Source organism: Pseudomonas fluorescens, assembly GCF_000967965.1.
GTDB lineage: Bacteria > Pseudomonadota > Gammaproteobacteria > Pseudomonadales > Pseudomonadaceae > Aquipseudomonas > Aquipseudomonas grandcourensis.
In genome coordinates, this window is record NZ_LACC01000011.1 from 136,190 (window position 1) to 160,406 (window position 24,217).

Here is a 24,217-nt window from a genome sequence, read left to right on the forward strand (position 1 = left end):
TCCGGGAATCCGATATCAATGAATTAAAGCCGACTGGCAGCAAAGGCGCAGGATTGTAGCGCAGTGGCGCAGATGCGCCCAAACACACAGTGTGACAAAGAGCGGCAGGCCTGCACCGACGCGCGGTGCAGAGCCCTCGGTCGTCGGCGGAATTTTTTAGAAGTGCCCAGTGGCGGCCGTCGGCTCTATAATGCTCCGCAGTTTTCCGTCCCCAGTACAGGTACTCCCTATGATACGTCCAAGTGGTCGCGCTGCCGATCAGCTCCGCTCGATCCGCATCACCCGCAACTACACCAAACACGCCGAGGGTTCTGTGCTGGTCGAGTTCGGTGACACCAAGGTCATCTGCACCGTCAGCGTTGAACCGGGCGTACCGCGTTTCCTGAAAGGCCAGGGCCAGGGCTGGTTGACCGCCGAGTACGGCATGCTGCCGCGCGCAACCGGCGAACGTAACCAGCGTGAAGCGAGCCGCGGCAAGCAAGGCGGCCGAACCCTGGAAATCCAGCGTTTGATCGGCCGTTCCCTGCGCGCTGCGCTGGACATGACCAAGCTGGGTGACGTCACCCTGTACGTCGACTGCGACGTGATCCAGGCCGACGGTGGCACCCGCACCGCGTCGATCACCGGTTCCATGGTTGCGCTGATCGATGCCTTGAAAGTCATCAAGAAGCGTGGCGGCCTGAAGGGCGGCGACCCGGTCAAGCAAATGATCGCTGCGGTTTCCGTGGGCATGTACAAGGGTGAGCCTGTGCTCGACCTCGATTACCTGGAAGACTCGGCCGCCGAGACTGACCTGAACGTGGTAATGACCAGCGCTGGCGGTTTCATCGAAGTCCAGGGCACTGCCGAAGGCGCGCCGTTCCAGCCTGAAGAGCTGAACGCGATGCTCGAACTGGCCAAGAAAGGCATGAACGAGATCTTCGAACTGCAAAAGGCCGCACTGGCTGACTGACCGGACTGCTCCAGACAAGGAGGACACCATGAGTGACGAGCAACTGCCGCTGCCCACGCCGAGCCAAGAGGTGCGTCAGTGGGCCATGTTTTGCCACTTGTCCGCCTTGCTGGGGATCTGGATTCCGTTCGGCACGATCATCGGCCCGCTGATTCTCTGGCAGATGAAGCGCGAGATGGACCCGTTCATCGATGCCCAGGGCAAGGAAGCGCTGAACTTCCAGATCACCGTCGCAATCGCCTCGGCTATCTGCTTCTTGCTGATGGTGGTGATTATCGGGTTCTTCCTGTTTGGCCTGATCGCGATCGGTGCGCTGGTGCTTACGATCATTGCCGGGGTGAAGGCCAATGAGGGGCAGCCTTATCGGTATCCGTTCACTTGGCGGTTGATCAAATAACGATCAACGAAGATCCCCCCTGTAGGAGCGAGCCTGCTCGCGATAGCGGTCTGACAGCCACTGCATCGGTATCTGGTGTATCGTCATCGCGAGCAAGCTCGCTCCCACAGAAAAGCAAAAACGAGTACCCACAAAAAAGCCGACATTGCTGTCGGCTTTTTTGTGTCTGCGAAACGACGCTTAAATGGTCAGCGTCCAGTCGTAGTCCACGATCAGTGGCGCGTGTTGCGAGAACCGCGGCTGGCGTGGCAGGCGTGCGCTGCGTACGAAGCGGCGCAGGCCAGGGGTCAGCAACTGATAGTCGAAGCGCCAACCGAGGTTGAGCATCTCCGCCTGTTCGTTGTCCGGCCACCAGCTGTACTGGTCGCCTTCACGGCTGACTTCACGCAGGGCGTCGACATAACCCATGTTGCCGACAATCTCGTCCATCCAGGCACGTTCAGGTGCCAGGAAGCCCGGAGATTGCTGGCTGTCGCGCCAGTTCTTGATATCCAGCTTCTGTTGCGCCACGTACAGAGAGCCACAATAAATGTACTCGCGGCGTTTGCGTCGCTGTTTATCCAGATAACGGGCGAAGTCGTCCATTAGCTTGAACTTCTGGTTCAAGTCTTCATCGCCGTTCTGCCCCGAAGGGAGCAGCAAGGTCGCGATGCTGACCTTGTCGAAATCGGCTTGCAGGTAGCGCCCGTAGCGGTCGGCCGTCTCGAAACCGAGACCGCTGATGACAGCCTTCGGTTGCAGCCGCGAATACAAAGCCACGCCGCCTTGGGCGGGAACTTCGGCATCGCAGGCATAAAGGAAGTATCCATCCAGTTGGAAGGCTGGATCGTCCAGTTCAAAGGCGGAGGCGCGGGTGTCCTGCAGGCAGATGACGTCGGCATTCTGTGCCTGCAGCCAACTGAGCAAACCACGCTCGACTGCAGCCTGAATACCATTGACGTTCACACTGATGATCCGCATAAATGGCCCCAAAAATCGCGTGCGTGTATGATACACGGCGTCAAGCTAATTAGCTAAATCCGTGGTATTTGGGGTTTTTTCATGCAAGCGTATCAGCGCGATTTCATCCGTTTTGCCATCGATCGCGGCGTTTTGCGCTTCGGTGAGTTCACCCTGAAGTCCGGGCGCACCAGTCCTTACTTCTTCAACGCTGGCCTGTTCAACTCGGGTTCGGCTCTGGCGCAGCTGGGACGTTTCTACGCCGCTGCCATTGCCGAGAGCGGCATTCCCTTCGACGTGCTGTTTGGCCCGGCCTACAAAGGCATCCCTTTGGCGGCGACTACTGCGGTGGCCCTGGCCGAGCATCACAACCGTGACCTGCCATGGTGCTTCAACCGCAAGGAAGCCAAGGCCCACGGTGAAGGCGGCAGCCTGGTTGGCGCACCGTTGACCGGCGACGTTCTGATCATCGACGACGTGATCACCGCCGGCACTGCAATCCGTGAAGTGATGCAGATCATCGCCTCCCAGGACGGCGCCAAGGCCGCTGGCGTGCTGATCGCCCTGAACCGTCAGGAGCGTGGCAACGGCGAGTTGTCGGCGATCCAGGAAGTCGAGCGTGACTTCGGCATCCCGGTCATCAGCATCGTTTCGCTGAACCAGGTGCTGGAATTCCTGGCAGATGACCCGCAGCTCAAGCAGCATCTGCCAGCCGTGGAAGCGTACCGCGCGCAGTTCGGCGTTTAATCGCTATTCCCTGTGGGGAGCTTGTGTGGCGAGGGAGCTTGCTCCCGCTGGGCTGCGTAGCAGACCCAAGAATGTCGTGAGTGCTGCGCACTCAAGCGGGAGCAAGCTCCCTCGCCACAAAAAAGCAGCCTTCCATAGGGAAGACGGTGCAAAAAAAGACCCCGCTCAGCCAGGCCGAGCGGGGTCTTTTTGTTTGCGCTATCGCTTAAGGACGCTTGCGATTGCTGATCAGGGTGCCAACACCGGTATCGGTGAAGATCTCCAGCAGGATCGCATTCGGTACGCGACCGTCGATGATCAGCGAGCTGCCCACGCCGCCCTGGACCGCTTCCAGTGCGCAACGGATCTTCGGCAGCATGCCGCCGTAGATAGTGCCGTCGGCGATCAGGTCGTCGACTTGCTGGGTTGTCAGGCCGGTCAGGACCGTGCCCGACTTGTCCATCAGGCCGGCGATGTTGGTCAGCAGCATCAGCTTCTCGGCTTTCAACGCTTCGGCGACTTTACCGGCCACCAGGTCAGCGTTGATGTTGTACGACTCGCCGTTGGCACCGACGCCGATGGGCGCGATCACCGGGATGAAATCGCCCTTGACCAGCAGGTTCAGCAGGTCGGTATTGATGCCGACTACTTCGCCCACGTGGCCGATGTCGATGATTTCCGGGGTGGTCATTTCCGGTGTCTGACGGGTAACGGTGAGCTTCTTCGCGCGAATCAGCTCGGCGTCTTTACCGGTCAGGCCGATGGCGCTGCCGCCATGACGGTTGATCAGGTTGACGATGTCCTTGTTGACCTGGCCGCCGAGGACCATTTCCACCACATCCATGGTCGCGGCGTCGGTGACGCGCATGCCGTCGACGAAATGGCTCTCGATCGACAGGCGCTTGAGCAGGTCACCGATTTGCGGGCCGCCACCGTGAACCACCACCGGGTTGATGCCCACGGCCTTCATCAGCACGATGTCGCGGGCGAAGCCGGTTTTCAGCTCCTCGCTTTCCATCGCGTTGCCGCCGTATTTGATCACCAGTGTCTTGCCGACATAGCGGCGGATGTAAGGCAACGCTTCGGACAGGACCTTGGCGGTGTTGGCGGCGGCTTCGCGTTCGAGGGTCATTCAGGGCTCCGGGTGAATCAGAACGGTAGTTGGAGATCAGGTGCAACACGCTTCAACTGGACTTTGAATACGTCCTTGATGCGCTGCAATTCAGCCTCGTCATCGGCCTCGAAACGCAGCACCAGCACCGGAGTGGTGTTGGAGGCGCGTACCAGGCCCCAGCCTTTGGCATAGTCGACTCGCACGCCGTCAATGGTGGTCAGGTCGGCGCCTTCGCCCCACTGCGCATCGTGCAATGCATCAATGATGCTGAATTTGCTCTCTTCGGTCACATGGATATTGATTTCCGGCGTAGAAATATCGTTCGGGAAGGTCGCGAACAGCTCTTCGGCCGAGGATTTTTCCTTGCTGAGGATCTCCAGCAATCGCGCGGCGCTGTAGATGCCGTCGTCGAAACCGAACCAGCGCTCCTTGAAGAAAATGTGCCCGCTCATTTCGCCAGCCAGCAGGGCGCCGGATTGTTTCATTTTCTTTTTGATCAACGAGTGACCAGTCTTCCACATTAACGACCGACCACCGTATTCCTTGATCAGCGGAATCAGGCGACGGGTGCATTTGACGTCGAAGATGATTTCGGCGCCCGGGTTGCGCGCCACGACGTCGCGGGCGAACAGCATCAGCAGGCGGTCCGGGTAGACGATGCTGCCGGTGTTGGTCACCACGCCGACGCGGTCGCCATCGCCGTCGAAGGCCAGGCCGATGTCAGCGTTGGTTTCCTTGACCTTGGCAATCAGGTCCACGAGGTTTTCAGGTTTGCCCGGGTCCGGGTGGTGGTTCGGGAAGTTGCCGTCCACTTCGCAGAACAGCGGGATGACTTCGCAGTTCAGCGCTTCGATCAGTTGCGGGGCGATCACGCCGGCCGCGCCGTTGCCGCAGTCGACGACCACTTTCAGGCGACGGGCCAGCTTGATGTCCTGGACGATTTCGGTGGTGTAGCGATCGAGAATCTCGACCTGGGTGATGCTGCCCTGGCCGCTGCTCAGGTTGTTGGTCTTGAGGCGGTCGTGCAGGGCCTGGATCTGTTCGTTGGCCAGGGTGTCGCCGGCAATGACGATCTTGAAGCCGTTGTAGTTCGACGGGTTGTGGCTGCCGGTGAGCATCACGCCGGATTTGCCGGCCAGTACGTTGGCGGCGTAGTAGAGCGCCGGAGTCGGGACCAGGCCGACATCACTGACGTGGCAGCCGCTGTCGGCGATGCCTTTGATCAGTTGCGCGACCAGCTCCGGGCCGGACAGGCGACCATCGCGACCGACGGACACGTTTGGCTCGCCCTGGGCCAGGCTTTGGGAGCCGACGGCGCGGCCGATCCAGTAAGCGGTTTCGGCGTTCAGGAATTCCGGGACGGTGCCGCGGATGTCGTAGGCGCGGAAGATGCTGTCAGGGAACTTGGGTACGATTTTGGCCGGGGTGTTCATCTGTGGAAATGCTCCATCTCGAAAGTGGCTGGACAGGCCGCCGATTCATTCGGCAGCAGGTTCAAACTGAAGGGTATGACGGCGTTTTCCACAGAGAGTTCGTGGTATGAAAGGGCCATGACGCCCCTGACGGCAAGGGTTTGGCCGGGCAATGCCTTGATTTCCGGAGCTAAACGTTGCAGATGACAATTTGAATTTTGTGGCGAGGGAGTCAGATCCCCCGCCCCAAGAACAGCGTGATCGGATCAGCGGGTACCGGTATGGCCGAAACCGCCAGTGCCGCGCTCGGTTTCAACAAACTCTTCAACCATCTCGAAGTGAGCCTGTACCACCGGCACCAGCACCAGTTGCGCCAGGCGCTCGCCGACCGGCATGGTAAATTCGGTCTGGCCACGGTTCCAGCAGGAGACCATCAATGGGCCTTGGTAGTCGGAGTCGATCAGACCCACCAGGTTGCCCAGCACGATGCCGTGCTTATGGCCCATTCCCGAGCGCGGCAGAATCAGCGCCGCCAGGTTTGGGTCACCGATATAAACCGACAGGCCAGTGGGGATCAGCACGGTTTCACCCGGCTTGATCACGGTGTCCTGTTCCAGCATGGCGCGCAGGTCGAGGCCGGCGGAGCCTGGTGTGGCGTATTGCGGCAGCGGGAATTCGGTACCGATGCGGGGGTCGAGGATCTTGGCTTGCAAAGCGTGCATGTAAATTAAACCTGGTTTAGACGTTCGGCGATAAAAGTGATCAGCTGGCGAGCAATCTTGCTCTTGCTGGTCTGGGCGAAAAGTGTGGCGTGAAGTTCACGGTCGATGACGCTGCAGGCGTTTTCTTCGCTGTTGAAGCCAATGCTCGGGTTGGCGACGTCGTTGGCGACGATCAGGTCGAGGTTCTTGTCTTTCAGCTTGCGTGCAGCGTAATCGAGCAGGTGTTCGGTCTCGGCGGCGAAACCGACACTGAACGGACGGTCGGGGCGGGTGGCGATGGTGGCCAGGATGTCCGGGTTACGCACCATCTGTAGCAACAAGCCGTCGCCGTTCGTAGGATCTTTCTTGAGTTTCTGCGGGGCGACGACTTCCGGACGGTAATCCGCGACCGCTGCCGAGGCGATGAACAGATCGCAAGGGATCGCCGCTTCACACGCGGCGAGCATGTCGCGGGCGCTGACCACATCGATGCGGGTGACGCGATCGGGAGTCGGCAGGTGTACGGGGCCGGTGATCAGGGTCACGCGGGCACCGGCCTCCACGGCGGCTTCGGCCAGGGCAAAGCCCATTTTTCCGGAGCTGTGGTTGGTGATGTAGCGCACCGGGTCGATGTTTTCCTGGGTCGGGCCGGCCGTGATCAGCACGTGTTTGCCGGTCAGTGCCTGACGCTGGAAGCAGTCGGCGGCACACTGGGCCAGTTCAATGGCTTCGAGCATGCGCCCCAGGCCGACATCGCCGCAGGCCTGGCTGCCGGAGGCCGGGCCGAAGACCTTGATGTCGCGACTTTCTAGGGTTTGCAGGTTGGCCTGGGTCGCCGGATCGCGCCACATCGCCTGGTTCATTGCCGGTGCGACGGCGACCACTGCGTCGGTGGCCAGCACCAGCGTGGTCAGCAGATCGTCGGCAATGCCTTGGGCCAGGCGGGCAATAAGGTCCGCCGTGGCGGGGGCGATCAGCACCAGGTCGGCCCATTTGGCGAGCTCGATGTGGCCCATGGCTGCTTCGGCCGCCGGGTCCAGCAGGTCCAGGTGGACCGGGTGCCCGGACAGGGCCTGCATAGTCAGCGGGGTGATGAACTCTGCGCCGCCACGAGTCATGACCACGCGCACTTCGGCGCCCTGATCGATCAGGCGGCGAACCAGGTCGGCGCTCTTGTAGGCAGCGATGCCGCCGCCGACGCCCAGAACAATGCGTTTCCGATACAGCCGCTGCATAGGCCTGCCTTTCAATTCGTTGGTGACATACGTGGCGAAACCCCCTCCCCAGGATGAATTCGCCCGCAAAAAAGATGGGCTACGATATCACAGCGACCGCTACGGAACAGCGGTGCCCACAGACAGGGAGGTGCTATGAGTATTCGCGATTGGCCGGCGACGGAACGGCCGCGGGAGAGGTTGCTTGAACAGGGTGCGGGAAGCCTTTCGGACGCCGAACTGCTGGCGATCTTTTTACGTACGGGCGTGGTGGGTAAAAGTGCAGTAGATCTGGCGCGACACCTGTTGAATCAGTTTGGCAGCCTGCGTTTGCTGCTTGAGGCCGATCAGGAAACGTTCAGCAAGCAGCTGGGACTTGGGCCGGCGAAATTTGCACAGTTGCAGGCTGCGCAAGAAATGAGCAGGCGCCATCTGGCCGAGCGAGCGCGCCAAAAATCGGCACTGGAGAATCCGCACGCGGTTCGTGAGTACCTGAAATCGATGCTGCGCCACGAGCCGCACGAGGTGTTTGGGTGTCTGTTTCTCGATTCCAGGCATCAGGTACTGGCGTTTGAGACGCTGTTTCGCGGCTCCATCGACAACACCAGTGTTCATCCGCGAGAGGTGGTCAAGCGTGCCCTGGCCAACAACGCAGCAGCATTGATCCTCTGCCACAACCATCCGTCGGGCAACACCGACCCCAGTCAGTCCGACCGGGTGCTGACCAATCGCCTGCAAAAGGCGCTGGAGTTGATTGACGTGCGGGTGCTCGACCATTTCATCATCGGCGACGGCGATCCGTTGTCGATGGCTGAGTATGGGTGGATTTAGATCTGGTGGGGGAATGCAGAACCCTGTGGGAGCGGGCTGCCCGCGATGACGGCGGTACATTCAGTACAAAGGTTGCCTGAAAGTCCGCTATCGCGAGCAAGCTCGCTCCCACAGGTTATGTGTGGTGGTTGGGTTATTTGATACTGACCTTGGAATAGTCCTGCCGGCCGAACGGGCTGACCGAGTACCCCTCGACATCCTTGCGCGTCAGCGCGAACGCAGTCGGGTGGGCCAGTGGCAACCACAGCGCCTGCTGCTGGATCTGCGCCTGGGCCTGTTCGTAGAGTTTGCTGCGCACACCTTGCTCGCCGGTGGTCTTGCCGGCGCTGATCAGCTTGTCCAGGTCCTGATTGCAGTAGCGGGCGAAGTTGGTACCGGACTTGACCGCGGCGCAGGAAAACTGCGGCGTGAGGAAGTTGTCCGGGTCACCGTTGTCACCGGCCCAGCCCATGAACAGCAAGTCATGTTCACCGGCCTTGGCGCGGCGGATCAGTTCGCCCCATTCGATCACGCGGATTTCGGCCTGAATGCCGATTTCCGCGAGGTCAGACTGCAGCAGTTGAGCGCCAAGGCTTGGGTTGGGGTTAAGCAGGCTGCCGGAAGGGCGGGTCCAGATGGTGGTCTGGAAGCCGTCCTTGAGTCCGGCCTTGGCCATCAAGGCTTTGGCCTTCGCAATGTCGTGAGGGTAGCCCGGCAGGTTTTTCGCGTAGCTCCAGGTGTTGGGTGGGTACGGACCGTTGGCCGCCTCGGCGGTGTCTTCGAACACGGCTTTGACATAGCTGGCCTTGTCGAAGGCAAGGTTGATGGCCTGACGCACTTCTGGCTTGTCCAGCGGCGGATGCTGGCTGTTGATGCCGACGAATGCGGTCATGAACGCGTCAGTCTTTTCGACTTTCAGCGTCGGCTCTTTCAGCGCTTCCTGTACGTCCAGAGGCTTGGGCGACAGGGCGATCTGGCATTCGTTACGGCGCAATTTCTGCAGGCGCACGTTGGCGTCCGGGGTGATGGCGAAGATCAGCGGATCTACAAGAGGTTTGCCACCGAAGTATTCGGGGTTGGCTTTGTAGCGAACCGAGGCGTCCTTCTGGAAGCGAGTGAAAACGAACGGCCCTGTGCCGATTGGCTGGCTGTTGAGCTTCTCGGGTGTGCCGGCCTTCATCAGTTTGTCGGCGTATTCGGCCGAATAGATCGAGGCGAAGCCCATGCTCAGGGTCGCCAGGAAGGTCGAATCCGGGTGGTCGAGGGTGAAGCGTACGGTCTGCGGATCGAGGGCGTCGATCTTCTTGATCAATGCAGGTAACTGCATCGATTGCGCATGGGGGAAGCCGCTCTGGGCGACTTTGTGCCACGCATTGGCCGGGTCGAGCATGCGGTCGAAGCTGAAAATCACGTCTTCGGCGCTCAGGTCGCGCGTTGGGGTGAAATACTCGGTGCGATGGAATTTCACCTGCGGGTGCAACTTGAAGACGTAGGTCAGGCCGTCGGGGCTGACTTCCCAGCTGTCGGCGAGGCTGGCGACCACTTTGCCACTAGCCGTGTCGAAGTCCACCAGGCGATTCATCAGCACATCGGCCGAGGCGTTGGTGGTGGTCAGCGAGTTGTACTGCACCACGTCGAAGCCTTCAGGGCTGGCCTCGGTGCAGACGCTCAGGGCGGCGGCAAAGGCCTGTGGGCTCAGCAGAAGCGGGGCGAGCAACAGCGGTAGGGCAGCGAGGCGCATGGTCGGCTTCCTTTACAGATCGAAGGCCCATCTGCAAGTGCAGTCTGGAAAAGGCTTACCCTAGTGGGCTCGTTTGCAAATGACTATCCCCTTTTTCATTTTGAGAGGACTATAGCGCCTGAATTTGCTGTGAGGCGGGAGAGCAAAATCCTGATTTGGCCGGTTGGCCGATTCTCTGCGACGAGCGGTCGCCATCGATGATAGCCTTTGTCCAAGGCGCTCGGAGCCCGAAAAACGGGGTTTTTGTGAATTCAACGCGCACCGAATGTTGTTGCTCTCCAGTCTTTCTGGTATAAAGCAGCGCTCTTTTCTAGGGGCCCGGTTCCTTCACTGTAGGTGTAGCCGGTAAGACCTCTAAAGAAACGCGGCGCCTGGCGCCAAATGACTGAGAGATTAAGCGGCCAACCCATGCCGGGTTGGGCATGTGGTTTTAGAGGGCTGAGGCATGTCTAGAGTATGTCAAGTTACCGGTAAGGGTCCGGTGACTGGGAATAACATTTCCCACGCAAACAACAAAACCCGTCGTCGTTTCCTGCCGAACCTGCAGCATCACCGCTTCTGGGTTGAAGAAGAGAAACGTTTTGTGCGTCTGCGCGTATCTGCCAAAGGCATGCGTATCATCGACAAGCGTGGCATCACTGTCGTGCTGGCCGAACTTCGCCGCGATGGCAAGGTTTAAGGGAGCTAATCATGCGTGAATTGATTCGTTTGATTTCGAGCGCCGGTACTGGTCACTTCTACACTACCGACAAGAACAAGCGTACTACCCCGGACAAAATCGAGATCAAGAAATATGATCCGGTTGTTCGCAAGCACGTGATCTACAAGGAAGGCAAAATCAAGTAATTGATTTTTCCCTCTTACGAAAAAGGCCCGTATCGCGAGATACGGGCCTTTTTTGTTGTGCTTGAAAAAACGGGTAACTCTTCAGTCTGATCAAGTCACAGTGCTTCAGTGCTGAGTAGAGCGATGCACGGTTTAGCGCAAATCAATTGCCCATGGTGACATGGGTGATGATTTCGTTTTCAACCAGCAGATTGATCCGTGCGGGATTGTAGTCTTTGGTCATGATGAACCCGATGCCCCTCGGACGTACCGCCAGCCCGGTCTTGTTGGCGAGCTCTCCACGCAGCTCTTCGGAGTATTGCCGGCCGATGTACTGAATGGCTGTGTCCAGGTGTTGTTTCAAATCAGTGGTCATATATCGCTTCCTTGCAATTGGTGAGTGAGCGAAATTGCTCCCGTCATCCGTCTTGGATGCCGTGAAGAAATACTGGAGCAGCCCCGAATATTTATCACCTGCTGTACTGTATCGCGATGTTTGCCGGAGCCCGCCCATGAAAAAGCCCGTCACCAGGGACGGGCTTTTAAGTATTTCGATGATCTTGCTTCAAGCCTTCTGTTCAAACGCTACGTAGATCTTGCGGCATGGCTCCAGCACTTCCCAGGTGCCTTTGAATCCGGCGGGGATCACGAAGCGGTCGCCTGCGCGCAGGGTCTTGGCATTGCCCTCGTTGTCACGCAGCACCGAAACCCCTTGCTGGATCTCGCAGTACTCGTGCTCGGTGAAGTTCACTGTCCACTGCCCGACTGCACCTTCCCACACACCAGCGTTCAACTGGCCACAAGGGCTGTTGTAGTGGTTGTAAACGGCTTGTTCCGGGTCGCCCTTGAGCACTTTGGCTGCGTCCGGGCGGTAGCGTTCGGCGGCGGTGGTGGCCTGGCTGAAGTCGACGACGTTCTGGATGTTCATTGTTGTTATCCCCCGTGATTACGGCGCGAGTGGTGGGTGTCCGGTCTCGCCAATACTGTTCCTTTTTGACGGCATCTGTTGCTGTCATGCTGCGTTGCCGCTCCTCGCCATAGCGGGCTATGACTCGTCACGGCGCCTTGCCTGACAACAACATCTGCTCGTCAAAAGAGGAACGTATTGGCGAGACCGGACACTGAAAGGCTCAAAGTCTATGTTTATTAAAATGAACATCGCAAGGCCGTTTGCCGGTGTTATGTCAAATATATTGAAACTTCATGTGCGGCTGGTTTAGGGTGGTGGATGCCTTGGGCCGAAAAGCAGGCTGGCCGGGCAGAATTCCTGACAGCGCCCGCGAAGAACGCGGGTGTCGTATCAATAAGAGGAGGACACTCGCATGACCACCCTGACCCGTGCCGACTGGGAACAACGTGCCCGCGACCTGAAAATCGAAGGCCGCGCCTATATCAATGGCGAATACACCGACGCCGTTTCCGGCCAGACCTTCGAGTGCATCAGCCCGGTCGATGGCCGTCTGCTGGGCAAGATTGCCAGCTGTGACGCCGCCGATGCCCAGCGCGCCGTGGAAAACGCTCGCGCCACCTTCAATTCCGGTGCCTGGTCGCGCCTGGCGCCGACCAAGCGCAAGTCCACCATGATCCGTTTCGCCGGCCTGCTCAAGCAGCACGCCGAAGAGCTGGCCCTGCTTGAAACCCTGGACATGGGCAAGCCGATCAGCGATTCCCTGTACATCGACGTTCCCGGTGCGGCGCAAGCCCTGAGCTGGAGCGGCGAAGCCATCGACAAGATTTACGACGAAGTAGCGGCCACTCCGCACGACCAGTTGGGTCTTGTGACCCGTGAGCCGGTGGGTGTTGTTGGCGCCATCGTGCCGTGGAACTTCCCGCTGATGATGGCGTGCTGGAAACTTGGTTCTGCGCTGTCCACCGGTAACTCGGTGATCCTCAAACCGTCCGAAAAATCCCCGCTGACCGCCATTCGCATCGCTGAACTGGCTGTCGAAGCCGGCATCCCGAAAGGCGTGCTGAACGTGCTGCCGGGTTACGGTCACACCGTCGGCAAGGCCCTGGCCCTGCACAACGATGTCGACACCCTGGTGTTCACCGGATCGACCAAGATCGCCAAGCAGCTGTTGATCTACTCCGGCGAGTCGAACATGAAGCGCGTCTGGCTCGAAGCTGGCGGCAAGAGCCCGAACATCGTGTTCGCCGATGCACCGAACCTGCAAGACGCTGCTGAAGCCGCAGCTGGCGCCATCGCCTTCAACCAGGGCGAAGTCTGCACCGCCGGTTCGCGCCTGCTGGTCGAGCGTTCGATCAAGGACAAATTCCTGCCACTGGTGATCGAGGCACTGAAAACCTGGAAGCCGGGCAATCCGCTGGATCCTGCAACCAACGTTGGTGCGCTGGTCGATACCCAGCAGATGAACACCGTGCTGTCTTACATCGAGTCTGGTCATGCCGACGGCGCCAAGCTGGTGGCCGGTGGCAAGCGTACGCTCCAGGAAACGGGCGGTACTTACGTTGAGCCGACGATTTTCGACGGTGTGAGCAACGCGATGAAAATCGCCCAGGAAGAAATCTTTGGCCCGGTACTGTCGGTCATCGCATTCGACAGCGCCGAAGAAGCCATCGCGATCGCCAACGACACACCGTACGGCCTGGCTGCTGCGGTCTGGACGGCCGACATCTCCAAGGCTCACCTCACCGCCCGCGCACTGCGTGCCGGTAGCGTGTGGGTCAACCAGTACGATGGCGGTGACATGACTGCTCCGTTCGGTGGCTTCAAGCAGTCCGGCAACGGTCGCGACAAGTCCCTGCACGCTTTCGACAAGTACACCGAGCTGAAGGCGACCTGGATCAAGTTGTAAGCCGTTAAGGGAGGCCTGTTGTAGAGCAGGCCTCCCGAACGACGCAGATCCCTTGTGGGAGCGAGCCCTGTGGTGAGGGGGCTTGCCCCCGTTCGGCTGCGAAGCAGGCGCAAAACCATTGCATGCGGTGTACTTGATACACCGCAATTGCAGGTTTTGGGGCCGCTCCGCGACCCAACGGGGGCAAGCCCCCTCGCCACAAAGGCTCGCTCCCACAGTACTTTGCGCTGCATATAAAAATATCCACAGGAGCGTGGAACATGCGTTGGGCGACTTATTTCGCCGTTTTGGCATCTGTCCTGAGTGTCGGCTTGGCCCTGGGTGTCAGCATGCCGCTGGTGTCGTTTCGCTTGGAAAGCTGGGGCTACGGCTCGTTTGCCATTGGTGTGATGGCGGCGATGCCGGCCATTGGTGTCCTGCTGGGGGCGAAAGTCTCCAGCCATCTGGCGGCGCGCTTCGGCACGGCCAATCTGATGCGTCTGTGCCTGTGGGCCGGGGCGGTCTCGATCGGTTTGCTGGCGCTGTTGCCGAGCTATCCGATCTGGTTGGTGCTGCGGCTGATGATCGGGGTGATCCTGACCCTCGTATTCATCATCGGTGAAAGCTGGATCAATCAACTGGTGGTCGAGCAATGGCGCGGGCGGCTGGTGGCGCTGTATGGCAGCAGCTACGCCTTGAGTCAGCTGGCAGGGCCGGTATTGCTGGGCTTCCTCGGTACCGAGCATGACTATGGCTTTTGGGTGGGTGTCGGTTTGCTGATGGCTGCACCGTTCCTGCTGTTGGGACGCAGTGGCGCGCCGAGCAGCGAGGCCAGCAGCGTGACCCTGCGTGATTTGCTTGAGTTCTGTCGAGGCCTGCCGGCGATTGCCTGGGCGGTGTCGCTGTTTGCCGCGTTCGAAGCGATGATCCTGACGCTGTTGCCGGTCTACTGCCTGCGACAGGGCTTCACCACGGAAATCGCTTTGGCGATGGTCAGTACGGTGGTGGTCGGCGATGCGGTGCTGCAATTGCCGATTGGTGCGTTGGCCGATCGTTTGTCGCGACGCGCGTTGTTCGCCGGTTGTGCTGTGGTCCTGCTGATATCGAGCCTGGCAATCCCGCTGCTGATCGACACGCTGATGATCTGGCCGCTGTGGGTGCTGTTCGGCGCCAGCGCTGGCGGGTTGTTCACCTTATCGTTGATCCTGATCGGCGAGCGTTATCGCGACGATGCGCTGGTGCGGGCCAACGCACACATCGCCCAGCTGTGGGGGATCGGTTGCCTGATCGGGCCGCTGCTGGCGGGTGCCGGCAGCCAGTGGATCAGCGGGCATGCATTGCCGTTGCTGATGGCGGTAGGGGCCTTGGGTGTGTTGATTGTGGTGTCGCGGCAAGGGGCGTTTGGCGCGGCTGCAGAGCCAGCCTGAAGAACCACAATGGATCATCGGCTGGCTACAACATCTTCTCCAGCCCAACCGTATTGCTCATCCACGCATTGAAGCGTCGCCACCAACTCCCTGGCTCCTTGGTCAGGGTGTGCATTTTCCCGTCGTCTTCGGTGGTCCAGACGATCTTTCCGTTTTCCAGCTCCACCTGATAACTCAGGGCCGGCGCCATGCCCTGCAGCGCCAGTTCGCGGACCCGTGCGGCCAATTCCGGGCTGTCCACCAGTACGCCGACTTCGGTGTTCCACAGCACCGAGCGTGGATCGAAATTGAACGAGCCGATAAAGGATTTCTGCTGGTCGAATATCATCGCCTTGCTGTGCAGGCTGGAGTCAGAGCTGTGATAGGCGCTGCTGGAAAACAGATGCGGCCCGCTACCGCTGCCGCCTCCCTCGCCGGGTTGGCGACGCAATTCGTACAGCTTCACGCCGTGCTCCAGCAGCGCCCTGCGATAGGGCGCGTAACCACCGTGTACGGCGGGAACGTCCGTGGCTTCCAGTGAATTGGTCAGCAAACTCACAGAAACGCCGGCATCGGCGCGCCCGGTCAGGTACACCAGTCCCGGCTGGCCGGGCACAAAGTAGGCCGAGATCATGATCAGCTCTTTGCTGACGTTATTGAGTTCAGGTGCGAGTTGCGTGGTAAGCAGCAACCGCGGATCGGGCTCGCCCTTGGCCAGTACCTTGCTCGGCGCATCCCACAATGCCTGGTTCCAGGCCCAGATCAGCTCGCGGCGCCAGATGTCCAGGCGTGGGTGGGTGGTGAAAGTCATCAAGTGTTTATAGAGCGCGTGATTCTGTTTGCGCGTTTCCGCCAGGGACTCTTCCAGTCGGACGCGGGTGTTTTCCAGGTCCCGGGGTGTGGGTTTGCTCGACAGGAATTCGTCGATCGGCTTGCTCAGGGCGCTGTTCCAGTACTGGTCGAAACTGTGCCCGAGTTGCTCGGCGACCGGGCCGACACTGAGCATGTCGATGTCGGTGAAATTCATGTTGGGCTTGGCATCGTAATACTCGTCCCCCAGATTGCGCCCGCCGACGATGGCCATGCTGTTGTCCGCAAGCCACAATTTGTTGTGCATGCGTCGATGCTGTTGCGACAGGTTGAACAGTCGGCCCACGGTGCGCGTCACCCCCGTACTGCGGCCCAGATTCAGCGGGTTGAACACGCGGATCTGGATGTTCGGGTGTGCGGCGAGGGTCGCAATGACCCGGTCCAAGCCATCGCTGGCAGTATCGTCGAGCAGTACCCGCACCCGTACGCCCCGGTCGGCGGCCTTGAGCAACTGCTCGATCAGCATGCGCGTGCTGATGCCGTCGTGCACGATGTAGTACTGCAAGTCGAGGCTGCTTTGGGCGTTACGGATCAGTTCGGCGCGGGCGGTGAAGGCCTCGGTGCTGTCCGATAGCAGGCGAAAGCCCGATTGTCCCTTGTAAGGTGCGGCCTGCGCCTGGACCGAGCGGCCGAATGCGGAGTTTGAAGCCGGCAGCGCCTGGCTTGGCACACGCTGTACGTCGAGGCTGGCGCAACCGTCCAGGAACGCGGTGAGTAGCAGAAGAGCAAGCAGGGGCTGTCTGACTCTCACGTAGGATCGTTCCGTTTGGCGGCGCAGATAGGCATATGGACGCTGATCCCCGAATAAAAGTCAGTCGCTGAGCTGATCGGTTTCCGCCAGCAGTTTGATCGCTGTCGCACCGACCTTGCGCACCGCGTCTTCGATCTGCGGTGTTGGCTTGGCAGCGTAGTTCATGCGCAGGCAATTGCGGTACTTGCCGGAGGCGGAAAAAATGCTGCCCACGGCAATCTGTACGCCTTGGTCGTGCAATGCACGATTCAGTTTCAGGGTGTCGAAACCTTCCGGTAGTTCGACCCACAGCATGAAGCTGCCCTGTGGGCGACTCGCGCGGGTACCGGCCGGGAAGTAGCGGGTCACCCAATCAATCATCACGTCGCGATTGCGCTGGTATTGCGTGCGCATTCGCCGCAAATGCGGTTCGAAGTGGCCGCCCTTGAGAAATTCGGCGATGGCGATCTGCGGTTGTGGTGCGGTGGATCCGGTGCTGATGTATTTCATGTGCAGCACCCGTTCCAGATAGCGGCCGGGCGCAACCCAGCCGATGCGCAGGCCCGGCGCCAGGGTCTTGGAAAACGAGCTGCACAACAGGACGCGACCGTCCTCGTCGAAGGACTTGATCGTGCGCGGGCGCGGGTAGGTGTAGGCCAGTTCGCCATACACATCGTCCTCGATGATCGCCACGTCATAGCGCTGCGCAAGCGTCAACAACGCGCGTTTGCGCGACTCCGGCATGATGTAGCCCAACGGGTTGTTACAGTTGGGGGTCAGCTGTATGACCTTGATCGGCCACTGCTCCAGGGCCAGTTCCAGCGCTTCGAGACTGATGCCGGTCAATGGATCGGTGGGGATTTCCAGGGCTTTCATGCCCAGGCCCTTGAGGGTCTGCATCGCACCGTGAAAGCTCGGCGAGTCCACTGCGACAATGTCGCCGGGTTCGCAGATCGCGCGAATACTGGTGGACAGCGCTTCGTGGCAACCGGTGGTGACCACCAGTTCGCTGGCGCTCAACTGGCAGCCGGAATCGAGCATCAGGCGAGCGATCTGTTCGCGCAGTTCGAGGTTGCCGTGGATGTTGTCGTAATACAGACCGGGCATGTCCTGCCGCCTGCTGATTCGCGCCAGGTCACGCAGCAGCGGTTTCATGGTCGGGCTGGTGATGTCCGGCATGCCGCGGCCCAGTTGCACCACGTCTTTGCGCGGCACGGCGCGAATCAACTCCAGCACTTGATCCCATTGGGAAATGTCCACCGGCCGTTGGGCCGGGCGGCCGACTGCCGGCAAATCCGGCAGCTCGCGACTGGCCGGCACGAAGTACCCGGATTTGGGGCGTGGCATGGCCAGCCCGCTGTCTTCCAGCACCCGATAGGCCTGCTGCACCGTGCTCAGGCTGACGCCGTGCTCGACGCTCAGCGCCCGTACCGAAGGCAGCCGGTCACCGGGGCGGTAGAAGCCCTGTTCGATACGTGTGCCGAGCAATTCGGCGAGGTTGACGTAAAGGGTCATGGTGCAGCCTCGATAGGAGTGATTCGGTTAACCAGTACAGATCGGGCAAAAAATCGGGATTCAGTGGCGGAATCGGCAAAACTGTATGGAGTTAATACAGTTGCTTTGAATCTGTAATGCTTTTGCGCGCCCACGCATCATGGAACCTCTGGCTACCCAAGTAAACAGGAGCATCCAAGATGAACGGTTTGAGCGATGTGCGGCTGACGTTACACAGTCAGGAACTGGCGACCGGGCAGAACAACGGCACGCGGGAGGCGGGCATGGGCAATGCGTCGTCCGGCCTGAGTCGCTGGGACCGGTTCTGGCGTTGCCTGCACACGCGCAAGGCCTTGTTGGCCCTGACGGCTGACCAGCTCAAGGATATCGGGCTGACGCGGGAGCAGGCGCGGGAGGAGGGGCTGAAGCCTTTCTGGCGGATCTGAAGTTGCAGTGTTCTTCAGAGCCTCATCGCGAGCAAGCTCGCTCCCACAAGGAGCGGTGGTGAACACAAATCTTGTGAACGCCACCAGACACTGTGGGAGCGAGCTTGCTCGCGATGGCACCGATACAGGCCCCGCCAAACCTTCAGACCAACTCTTTCAGCCGATGCCACAACATCCCCAACGCCAGCAACGGCGAGCGCAAATGCTTGCCACCTGGGAAAGTGATGTGCGGCACCTTGGCGAACAAATCAAAACCACCACTGTGCTGCCCGCTAATCGCTTCGGCCAGCAGCTTGCCCGCCAGGTGCGTGGCATTCACGCCATGACCGGAATAGGCCTGGGCGTAGTACACGTTCGGCTGGTCCTTGAGTCGCCCGATCTGCGGCAGACGGTTGGCGCCGATGCCGATCATGCCGCCCCATTGGTAATCGATCTTCACTGCGCTCAGCTGCGGGAAAACCTCGAGCATTTTCGGGCGCATGTACGCGGCGATGTCTTTCGGGTCGCGGCCCGAGTAATGGCAGGCGCCGCCAAACAGCAGGCGTCGGTCCGCCGAGAGCCGGTAGTAGTCCAGCGCCACCCGCTGGTCACAGACCGCCATATTCTGCGGCAGCAGGGCGTGGGCCTGTTCTTCGCTCAATGGTTCGGTGGCGATGATGTAGCTGCCGGCGGGCAGGACTTTGCCGCTGAGTTCCGGGTTGAGGTTATTGAGGTAGGCATTGCAACCCAGCACCAGGGTCTTGGCGCGCACCGAGCCCTCGGCGGCATGGACCTTGACCTCGGGACCATAGTCAATGCGGGTTACGGCCGAGTGCTCGAACAACTTGACCCCCAGACATTGTGCCGCGGCTGCTTCGCCCAAGGCCAGGTTCAGGGGGTGCAGGTGCCCCGAGCCCATGTCGATCAGGCCGCCAACGTAACGCGTGGAGCCGACCACGGTGTGCATCTCGTTGGCTTGCAGCAAACGGGTCTCGTAGCGGTAGCCGAGGCTGCGCAGTTCTTCGGCATCCTCGGCGAAGCCTTCAAGGTCACGGGGTTTGTTGGCGAGGTCGCAGTAGCCCCAGGTCAGGTCGCAGGGGATCTGGAAGCGCTCGACCCGTTGTCGGACGATTTCCACGGCTTCCAGGCCCATGAGTTTCATTTGCCGAACACCTTCGGCACCGATGACGTTGGTGAACTGATCAAGACCGTGGCCGACGCCGCGAATCAGCTGCCCGCCATTGCGTCCACTGGCGCCCCAGCCGATTCTATGGGCTTCGAGCAGCACCACACTGAGGCCGCGTTCGGCCAGCTCAAGCGCCGTGTTCAACCCCGAAAACCCGCCGCCCACCACACAGACATCAGCCAGCACTTCGCCTTTGAGCGCAGGAAGTTCGGGCTGCGGCAGGCTGCTGGCGGCGTAGTAGGACGCGGTGTGGTTCTGAGCAGGCTGTTGAGCACGGGCATTCATGTGCGTGTTCCTGATTCTTGCGTTTGGAAAACCTGACGGAGCATAAGCCGGAGCTTCCCGGACGGGCAACATTGGTCGGCTGGTGCTGTCTGGATCGAGTCTTTTGCGTCAGAATCGCGCTCTATTCCGCTATTGGTCACCGCTGCAATGAGCTGCAACAGCCAGACGATCCGCACATTGCGACAACAGATCCCCTCGTTCGAGTGCGTTCCCGGCTGCCATGACTGCTGTGGGCCGGTGACCACCTCGCCGGAAGAAATGTCGCGACTGCCGCGCAAGACCCGCGCCGAGCAGGATGCCGCCATGGAAGAGCTCAACTGTGTGCATCTGGGGCCGAATGGTTGCACGGTGTATGACGAGCGGCCGCTGATCTGCCGGTTGTTCGGCACCACCAAGACCTTGCCATGCCCGAATGGTCGCGGGCCGGTGGAATTGATTCATCCGCGGGTGGAGAAGCAGGTGTTTGAGTACATGGCCAGCACTCGGCAGGTGTTGGTTTAGGCGGCGGCGTACTTCAGCAGAACCGAGTCGACTTCATCGCGGGCAAGCCCGCTCCCACAGGATCGCCACTGTACCTGTGGGAGCGGGCTTGCCCGCGATGGGGCCGGTTCGGACACCGCAAATTTCAATCCGGAATCGGCAAGGTCAGGCTCTCTTTCACCTCTTCCATCACGATATAGCTCTTGGACTCGCGCACGTGGGGCAGCTTGAGCAGGATGTCGCCCAGCAACTTGCGGTACGAGGCCATCTCGGAAATCCGCGCTTTCACCAGGTAGTCGAAATCCCCTGACACCAGATGACACTCCAGCACATGGGGCAATTTCAGCACCGCACGTCGGAACTCTTCGAAAGTATCGCCGGATTTGTAGTCCAGGCTGATTTCGACGAACACCAGCAGACTACCCTTCAGGTGCTGCGGATTGAGCCTGGCGTTGTAGCCCATGATGATCCCTTCGCGCTCCAGACGCCGGACCCGCTCAGTACAGGGCGTGGTCGAGAGCCCGACCTTTTCTCCAAGCTCCGTAAAGGAAATCCGCCCGTCCGCTTGCAGGATCCGCAGGATATTGCGGTCGATCTTGTCCAGCTCACGTTTGGTCTGAGTGTTGGTACGCATAGGGGATGCGCCTCCGTGAAAAGGGTTTTTGCCGAGAATTGTCGCCAAATATAAGCGCTTATATAGTGAAAAGCACTGGCAAATCTTTTTTACACTGCGCGCATCTAAAGCTCTGAATAACAAACGTCAGCGGTTAGCCGCGATGAGGGATATGAAAATGCGCGTCATGGTCTTGGGTAGCGGCGTCATCGGTACCACCAGTGCTTATTATCTGGCCCGCGCCGGGTTTGAAGTGGTGGTTGTGGACCGGCAGCCAGCTGCTGCCATGGAGACCAGTTTCGCCAACGCTGGGCAGGTTTCGCCGGGTTATGCCTCGCCGTGGGCCGCGCCAGGTGTGCCGCTCAAGGCCATCAAGTGGCTGTTGCAGCGCCACGCGCCACTCGCGATCAAGGCCACTGCCGACATCGACCAATACCTGTGGATGGCGCAGATGCTGCGCAACTGCACCGCCAGCCGTTACGCGGTGAACAAGGAGCGCATGGTCCGTCTGTCCGAGTACAGCCGTGACTGCCTCGATGAACTGCGTGCCGAAACCGGCATCACCTACGAAGGCCGTAGCCTTGGTACGACCCAGCTGTTCCGCACCCAGGCTCAACTGGACGGCGCCGCGAAAGACATCGCCGTGCTGAAAGAGTCCGGCGTGCCGTTCGAGCTGCTCGACCGCGACGGCATTGCCCGCGTTGAACCGGCGCTGGCAAGCGTCACTGACATCCTCGCCGGTGCCCTGCGCCTGCCGAACGACCAGACTGGCGACTGCCAGATGTTCACCACCAAGCTCACCGAGATGGCCGCGAACCTCGGTGTGCAATTCCGTTTCGGCCAGGACATTCAGCGCCTCGACTTCGCCGGTGATCGCATCAATGGCGTGTGGATCGACGGCAAGCTGGAAACCGCCGACCGCTACGTGCTGGCCCTCGGCAGCTACTCGCCGCAACTGCTCAAGCCGCTGGGGATCAAGGCGCCGGTGTACCCGCTCAAGGGCTACTCCCTGACCGTGCCGATCACCAACCCGGCGATGGCCCCGACTTCGACCATTCTCGACGAGACCTACAAGGTCGCGATCACCCGTTTCGACAACCGCATCCGCGTTGGCGGCATGGCTGAAATCGCCGGTTTTGACCTGTCGCTGAATCCGCGTCGCCGCGAAACCCTGGAGATGATCGTCAACGACCTTTATCCTCAGGGCGGCGATCTGGCCCAGGCCAATTTCTGGACCGGCCTGCGTCCGACCACTCCGGACGGCACCCCGATCGTTGGTGCCACCCCGTTCAAGAACCTGTTCCTGAACACCGGCCACGGCACGCTCGGCTGGACCATGGCTTGCGGCTCCGGTCGCTTGCTGGCGGACCTGATAGCGAAGAAAAAGCCGCAGATCAGCGCCGAAGGCCTCGATATTTCCCGTTATGGCAAAAAAACCCAGGAGTCTGCAAAGCATGTCAGTCCAGCGCCAGCTCACCAATGAGCGCATGAGTCAGATCGTCACCCATAACGGCACGGTTTACCTGGCCGGACAGGTCGGTGATGACATGAACGCCGGGATTGAACAGCAGACCCGTGAAACCCTCGCCAACATCGAGCGGTTGCTCGATCTGGCCGGCACCGACAAAAATAATCTGCTGTCGGTGACGATTTACCTGAAAGACATCGACGCGCATTTCGAAGGCATGAACGCGGTGTGGGACCAGTGGCTGCCAAAAGGATTCGCCCCGGCCCGTGCCACCGTTGAATCGAAATTGTGCGAACCGGAAATCCTGGTCGAGCTGTCGGTTGTAGCCGCTCTGCCATAAAGCCTGTCAGAAAGATCCCTCTCCCGGCGCTGTTGGCGGTTCACGCCACCAGCCAGCGCCGGTTTTTCTTCCCGATAACCCGACCAGAAGTCTGCCGCCATGCGTCCTGCCCGTGCCCTGATCGACCTTCAAGCCCTGCGCAACAACTACCGAATCGCCCGTGAACTCACGGGGGCCAAGGCCCTCGCGGTGATCAAGGCCGATGCCTATGGCCATGGCGCGGTGCGTTGCGCGCAGGCGCTGGAAGCCGAGGCGGACGGGTTTGCCGTGGCCTGCATCGAAGAGGCGTTGGAGCTGCGGGCGGCGGGCATTCGTGCGCCGATCCTGCTGCTGGAAGGTTTTTTCGAAGCCGATGAGCTGGCGCTGATCGTCGAGCATGATTTCTGGTGCGTGGTGCATTCGCTGTGGCAGCTCGAAGCCATCGAGAAAGCGGCGTTGAGCAAGCCGATCACCGTGTGGCTGAAGCTCGATTCGGGCATGCACCGCGTGGGGCTGCACCCGGCGGATTATCAGGCGGCCTATCAACGCCTGCTGGCCAGCGGCAAAGTCGCGAAAGTGGTGCTGATGAGCCACTTTGCCCGCGCCGATGAACTGCGCGAGCAGGCCAGCGCCGATCAGGTGGCGGTATTTGAAGCTGCGCGCAAGGGCTTGTCCGCCGAGGTCAGCCTGCGCAACTCGCCGGCGGTGCTCGGTTGGCCGCAGATTCCGAGCGATTGGGTGCGCCCAGGCATCATGCTCTATGGCGCCACGCCTTTCGAAGAAGCCAACGAAGCGGCATCGCGCCTGCAACCGGTCATGACCCTGGAATCGAAAGTGATCAGTGTGCGCGAGTTGCCGGCTGGCGAGCCCGTCGGTTACGGCGCCAAATTCATCACCCCCAAACCGATGCGCATTGGCGTCGTGGCCATGGGTTACGCCGACGGTTACCCGCGTCTGGCACCGACCGGCACGCCAGTGCTGGTTGCCGGGCAGCGCAGCCAGTTGATCGGTCGGGTATCGATGGACATGCTCTGTATCGACCTGACCGATGTGCCGCAGGCCGGCCTTGGTTCGACCGTCGAATTGTGGGGCAAAAACATCCTCGCCAGCGATGTGGCCATGGCTGCCGGCACGATTCCTTACCAGATCTTCTGCAACCTGCGTCGAGTGCCACTGCTCTATTCCGGGGCTTAGTGCGCAGGGCTCCAGACCGGAAGTCGCCTCGCTGAGCAGGATTCAGGTCAAGGTGTTGTAAATACTGAACGCTGTCGCCATGATAACGCTCACTATTCCAACAATCTGAATCCTGGAGGCG

General features: G+C 60.2%; 24 protein-coding genes and 1 pseudogene. 13 read left to right on the top strand and 12 right to left on the bottom strand.

Going from position 1 to position 24,217, the window contains the following annotated elements:
• The first annotated feature begins 229 nt into the window (after nucleotides 1-229).
• Both rph and VC35_RS07635 read left to right on the top strand, forming a co-directional pair.
• A complete protein-coding gene (rph, locus tag VC35_RS07630; RefSeq protein WP_007975179.1) occupies nucleotides 230-952 on the top strand; it encodes a ribonuclease PH in 723 nt (240 codons plus the stop codon).
• 28 nt (nucleotides 953-980) lie between these two features.
• Nucleotides 981-1,349, top strand: coding sequence for a DUF4870 domain-containing protein (locus VC35_RS07635; RefSeq protein ID WP_046038952.1), 369 nt, complete (start codon nucleotides 981-983; stop codon nucleotides 1,347-1,349).
• 180 nt (nucleotides 1,350-1,529) lie between these two features.
• Here the strand turns inward: VC35_RS07635 and VC35_RS07640 are convergent, their stop codons facing one another.
• The gene (locus VC35_RS07640) at nucleotides 1,530-2,309 is read right to left on the bottom strand and encodes an exodeoxyribonuclease III (RefSeq protein ID WP_003176915.1); all 780 of its coding nucleotides are present in this window, start codon (nucleotides 2,307-2,309) and stop codon (nucleotides 1,530-1,532) included.
• An 81-nt stretch (nucleotides 2,310-2,390) separates the two neighbouring features.
• On the opposite strand from VC35_RS07640, the gene pyrE reads away from it, so the two are divergent.
• Nucleotides 2,391-3,035, top strand: a complete 645-nt coding sequence (pyrE, locus tag VC35_RS07645; RefSeq protein ID WP_011336558.1) for an orotate phosphoribosyltransferase — start codon at nucleotides 2,391-2,393, stop codon at nucleotides 3,033-3,035.
• A gap of 205 nt (nucleotides 3,036-3,240) precedes the next feature.
• Here pyrE and argB read toward each other — a convergent pair whose 3' ends face one another.
• The 4 genes and pseudogenes from argB to coaBC all read right to left on the bottom strand — a co-directional run bounded on the left by argB (nucleotide 3,241) and on the right by coaBC (nucleotide 7,476).
• A complete protein-coding gene (gene argB, locus VC35_RS07650; protein ID WP_008047078.1) occupies nucleotides 3,241-4,146 on the bottom strand; it encodes an acetylglutamate kinase in 906 nt (301 codons plus the stop codon).
• Nucleotides 4,147-4,163: 17 nt separating this feature from the next.
• Nucleotides 4,164-5,537 (bottom strand): annotated as a pseudogene (locus VC35_RS07655) (phosphomannomutase/phosphoglucomutase); the annotation flags it as partial.
• Nucleotides 5,538-5,806: 269 nt separating this feature from the next.
• Nucleotides 5,807-6,262, bottom strand: a complete 456-nt coding sequence (gene dut / locus VC35_RS07660) for a dUTP diphosphatase (protein ID WP_007975171.1) — start codon at nucleotides 6,260-6,262, stop codon at nucleotides 5,807-5,809.
• A 5-nt stretch (nucleotides 6,263-6,267) separates the two neighbouring features.
• Nucleotides 6,268-7,476, bottom strand: a complete 1,209-nt coding sequence (gene coaBC, locus VC35_RS07665; protein WP_046038959.1) for a bifunctional phosphopantothenoylcysteine decarboxylase/phosphopantothenate--cysteine ligase CoaBC — start codon at nucleotides 7,474-7,476, stop codon at nucleotides 6,268-6,270.
• A gap of 135 nt (nucleotides 7,477-7,611) precedes the next feature.
• Here coaBC and radC point away from each other — a divergent pair, with 135 nt between their 5' ends.
• Nucleotides 7,612-8,286, top strand: coding sequence for a RadC family protein (gene radC, locus VC35_RS07670; RefSeq protein WP_046038961.1), 675 nt, complete (start codon nucleotides 7,612-7,614; stop codon nucleotides 8,284-8,286).
• A gap of 133 nt (nucleotides 8,287-8,419) precedes the next feature.
• On the opposite strand, the gene VC35_RS07675 is transcribed toward radC, so the two are convergent.
• Nucleotides 8,420-10,006 carry an ABC transporter substrate-binding protein gene (locus tag VC35_RS07675; RefSeq protein ID WP_046038964.1) on the bottom strand — a complete coding sequence of 529 codons (1,587 nt, stop codon included), beginning with the start codon at nucleotides 10,004-10,006 and terminating at the stop codon, nucleotides 8,420-8,422.
• Between the two features lie 445 nt (nucleotides 10,007-10,451).
• Between VC35_RS07675 and rpmB the strand changes: the two genes are divergently transcribed.
• Both rpmB and rpmG read left to right on the top strand, forming a co-directional pair.
• Nucleotides 10,452-10,685: a 50S ribosomal protein L28 gene (gene rpmB, locus VC35_RS07680; RefSeq protein ID WP_007975166.1), complete on the top strand. Its 234-nt coding sequence runs from the start codon at nucleotides 10,452-10,454 to the stop codon at nucleotides 10,683-10,685.
• A gap of 11 nt (nucleotides 10,686-10,696) precedes the next feature.
• Entirely contained in the window at nucleotides 10,697-10,852 is a 156-nt protein-coding gene (gene rpmG, locus VC35_RS07685) for a 50S ribosomal protein L33 (protein ID WP_003177274.1), read from the top strand.
• Nucleotides 10,853-10,994: 142 nt separating this feature from the next.
• Here rpmG and VC35_RS07690 read toward each other — a convergent pair whose 3' ends face one another.
• Nucleotides 10,995-11,207 carry a hypothetical protein gene (locus VC35_RS07690; protein WP_046038966.1) on the bottom strand — a complete coding sequence of 71 codons (213 nt, stop codon included), beginning with the start codon at nucleotides 11,205-11,207 and terminating at the stop codon, nucleotides 10,995-10,997.
• 189 nt (nucleotides 11,208-11,396) lie between these two features.
• Complete coding sequence (locus tag VC35_RS07695; protein WP_046038968.1) at nucleotides 11,397-11,759, bottom strand: cupin domain-containing protein; 363 nt, start codon at nucleotides 11,757-11,759, stop codon at nucleotides 11,397-11,399.
• A gap of 394 nt (nucleotides 11,760-12,153) precedes the next feature.
• Between VC35_RS07695 and VC35_RS07700 the strand changes: the two genes are divergently transcribed.
• Complete coding sequence (locus tag VC35_RS07700) at nucleotides 12,154-13,647, top strand: aldehyde dehydrogenase (RefSeq protein WP_046038970.1); 1,494 nt, start codon at nucleotides 12,154-12,156, stop codon at nucleotides 13,645-13,647.
• Nucleotides 13,648-13,907: 260 nt separating this feature from the next.
• On the top strand, nucleotides 13,908-15,053 hold the full coding sequence (locus VC35_RS07705; RefSeq protein ID WP_046038972.1) for an MFS transporter: 1,146 nt from the start codon (nucleotides 13,908-13,910) through the stop codon (nucleotides 15,051-15,053).
• 25 nt (nucleotides 15,054-15,078) lie between these two features.
• On the opposite strand, the gene VC35_RS07710 is transcribed toward VC35_RS07705, so the two are convergent.
• Together VC35_RS07710 and VC35_RS07715 are read right to left on the bottom strand one after the other, a co-directional pair.
• Nucleotides 15,079-16,653 (bottom strand): phospholipase D family protein, encoded by a 1,575-nt coding sequence (locus tag VC35_RS07710; RefSeq protein ID WP_046038974.1) that lies wholly within the window; start codon nucleotides 16,651-16,653, stop codon nucleotides 15,079-15,081.
• Nucleotides 16,654-16,713: 60 nt separating this feature from the next.
• Nucleotides 16,714-18,147 (bottom strand): aminotransferase-like domain-containing protein, encoded by a 1,434-nt coding sequence (locus VC35_RS07715; RefSeq protein ID WP_046038975.1) that lies wholly within the window; start codon nucleotides 18,145-18,147, stop codon nucleotides 16,714-16,716.
• Between the two features lie 179 nt (nucleotides 18,148-18,326).
• Here VC35_RS07715 and VC35_RS07720 point away from each other — a divergent pair, with 179 nt between their 5' ends.
• Complete coding sequence (locus VC35_RS07720) at nucleotides 18,327-18,572, top strand: DUF1127 domain-containing protein (RefSeq protein ID WP_046038977.1); 246 nt, start codon at nucleotides 18,327-18,329, stop codon at nucleotides 18,570-18,572.
• Nucleotides 18,573-18,714: 142 nt separating this feature from the next.
• Here VC35_RS07720 and VC35_RS07725 read toward each other — a convergent pair whose 3' ends face one another.
• Nucleotides 18,715-20,022, bottom strand: coding sequence for an NAD(P)/FAD-dependent oxidoreductase (locus VC35_RS07725; RefSeq protein ID WP_046038978.1), 1,308 nt, complete (start codon nucleotides 20,020-20,022; stop codon nucleotides 18,715-18,717).
• A 147-nt stretch (nucleotides 20,023-20,169) separates the two neighbouring features.
• Here VC35_RS07725 and VC35_RS07730 point away from each other — a divergent pair, with 147 nt between their 5' ends.
• Complete coding sequence (locus tag VC35_RS07730; RefSeq protein WP_007975156.1) at nucleotides 20,170-20,523, top strand: YkgJ family cysteine cluster protein; 354 nt, start codon at nucleotides 20,170-20,172, stop codon at nucleotides 20,521-20,523.
• A gap of 124 nt (nucleotides 20,524-20,647) precedes the next feature.
• Here VC35_RS07730 and VC35_RS07735 read toward each other — a convergent pair whose 3' ends face one another.
• Entirely contained in the window at nucleotides 20,648-21,136 is a 489-nt protein-coding gene (locus VC35_RS07735; RefSeq protein WP_007975155.1) for an Lrp/AsnC ligand binding domain-containing protein, read from the bottom strand.
• A gap of 157 nt (nucleotides 21,137-21,293) precedes the next feature.
• Between VC35_RS07735 and dadA the strand changes: the two genes are divergently transcribed.
• The 3 genes from dadA (at nucleotide 21,294) to alr (ending at nucleotide 24,096) form a co-directional block, all read left to right on the top strand.
• Entirely contained in the window at nucleotides 21,294-22,598 is a 1,305-nt protein-coding gene (gene dadA, locus VC35_RS07740) for a D-amino acid dehydrogenase (protein WP_046039538.1), read from the top strand.
• Nucleotides 22,570-22,923 (top strand): RidA family protein, encoded by a 354-nt coding sequence (locus tag VC35_RS07745; protein ID WP_046038979.1) that lies wholly within the window; start codon nucleotides 22,570-22,572, stop codon nucleotides 22,921-22,923. The genes dadA and VC35_RS07745 overlap by 29 nt, the downstream gene beginning before the upstream one ends.
• 99 nt (nucleotides 22,924-23,022) lie before the next feature.
• The gene (gene alr / locus VC35_RS07750; protein ID WP_046038981.1) at nucleotides 23,023-24,096 is read left to right on the top strand and encodes an alanine racemase; all 1,074 of its coding nucleotides are present in this window, start codon (nucleotides 23,023-23,025) and stop codon (nucleotides 24,094-24,096) included.
• Nucleotides 24,097-24,217 lie beyond the last annotated feature (121 nt).

Coding starts and splice junctions, on each gene's coding strand:
- rph (WP_007975179.1), top strand. CDS start 230: ATGATACGTCCAAGTGGTCGCGCTGCCGATCAGCTCCGCTCGATCCGC.
- VC35_RS07635 (WP_046038952.1), top strand. CDS start 981: ATGAGTGACGAGCAACTGCCGCTGCCCACGCCGAGCCAAGAGGTGCGT.
- VC35_RS07640 (WP_003176915.1), bottom strand. CDS start 2,309: ATGCGGATCATCAGTGTGAACGTCAATGGTATTCAGGCTGCAGTCGAG.
- pyrE (WP_011336558.1), top strand. CDS start 2,391: ATGCAAGCGTATCAGCGCGATTTCATCCGTTTTGCCATCGATCGCGGC.
- argB (WP_008047078.1), bottom strand. CDS start 4,146: ATGACCCTCGAACGCGAAGCCGCCGCCAACACCGCCAAGGTCCTGTCC.
- dut (WP_007975171.1), bottom strand. CDS start 6,262: ATGCACGCTTTGCAAGCCAAGATCCTCGACCCCCGCATCGGTACCGAA.
- coaBC (WP_046038959.1), bottom strand. CDS start 7,476: ATGCAGCGGCTGTATCGGAAACGCATTGTTCTGGGCGTCGGCGGCGGC.
- radC (WP_046038961.1), top strand. CDS start 7,612: ATGAGTATTCGCGATTGGCCGGCGACGGAACGGCCGCGGGAGAGGTTG.
- VC35_RS07675 (WP_046038964.1), bottom strand. CDS start 10,006: ATGCGCCTCGCTGCCCTACCGCTGTTGCTCGCCCCGCTTCTGCTGAGC.
- rpmB (WP_007975166.1), top strand. CDS start 10,452: ATGTCTAGAGTATGTCAAGTTACCGGTAAGGGTCCGGTGACTGGGAAT.
- rpmG (WP_003177274.1), top strand. CDS start 10,697: ATGCGTGAATTGATTCGTTTGATTTCGAGCGCCGGTACTGGTCACTTC.
- VC35_RS07690 (WP_046038966.1), bottom strand. CDS start 11,207: ATGACCACTGATTTGAAACAACACCTGGACACAGCCATTCAGTACATC.
- VC35_RS07695 (WP_046038968.1), bottom strand. CDS start 11,759: ATGAACATCCAGAACGTCGTCGACTTCAGCCAGGCCACCACCGCCGCC.
- VC35_RS07700 (WP_046038970.1), top strand. CDS start 12,154: ATGACCACCCTGACCCGTGCCGACTGGGAACAACGTGCCCGCGACCTG.
- VC35_RS07705 (WP_046038972.1), top strand. CDS start 13,908: ATGCGTTGGGCGACTTATTTCGCCGTTTTGGCATCTGTCCTGAGTGTC.
- VC35_RS07715 (WP_046038975.1), bottom strand. CDS start 18,147: ATGACCCTTTACGTCAACCTCGCCGAATTGCTCGGCACACGTATCGAA.
- VC35_RS07720 (WP_046038977.1), top strand. CDS start 18,327: ATGAACGGTTTGAGCGATGTGCGGCTGACGTTACACAGTCAGGAACTG.
- VC35_RS07725 (WP_046038978.1), bottom strand. CDS start 20,022: ATGAATGCCCGTGCTCAACAGCCTGCTCAGAACCACACCGCGTCCTAC.
- VC35_RS07730 (WP_007975156.1), top strand. CDS start 20,170: ATGAGCTGCAACAGCCAGACGATCCGCACATTGCGACAACAGATCCCC.
- VC35_RS07735 (WP_007975155.1), bottom strand. CDS start 21,136: ATGCGTACCAACACTCAGACCAAACGTGAGCTGGACAAGATCGACCGC.
- dadA (WP_046039538.1), top strand. CDS start 21,294: ATGCGCGTCATGGTCTTGGGTAGCGGCGTCATCGGTACCACCAGTGCT.
- VC35_RS07745 (WP_046038979.1), top strand. CDS start 22,570: ATGTCAGTCCAGCGCCAGCTCACCAATGAGCGCATGAGTCAGATCGTC.
- alr (WP_046038981.1), top strand. CDS start 23,023: ATGCGTCCTGCCCGTGCCCTGATCGACCTTCAAGCCCTGCGCAACAAC.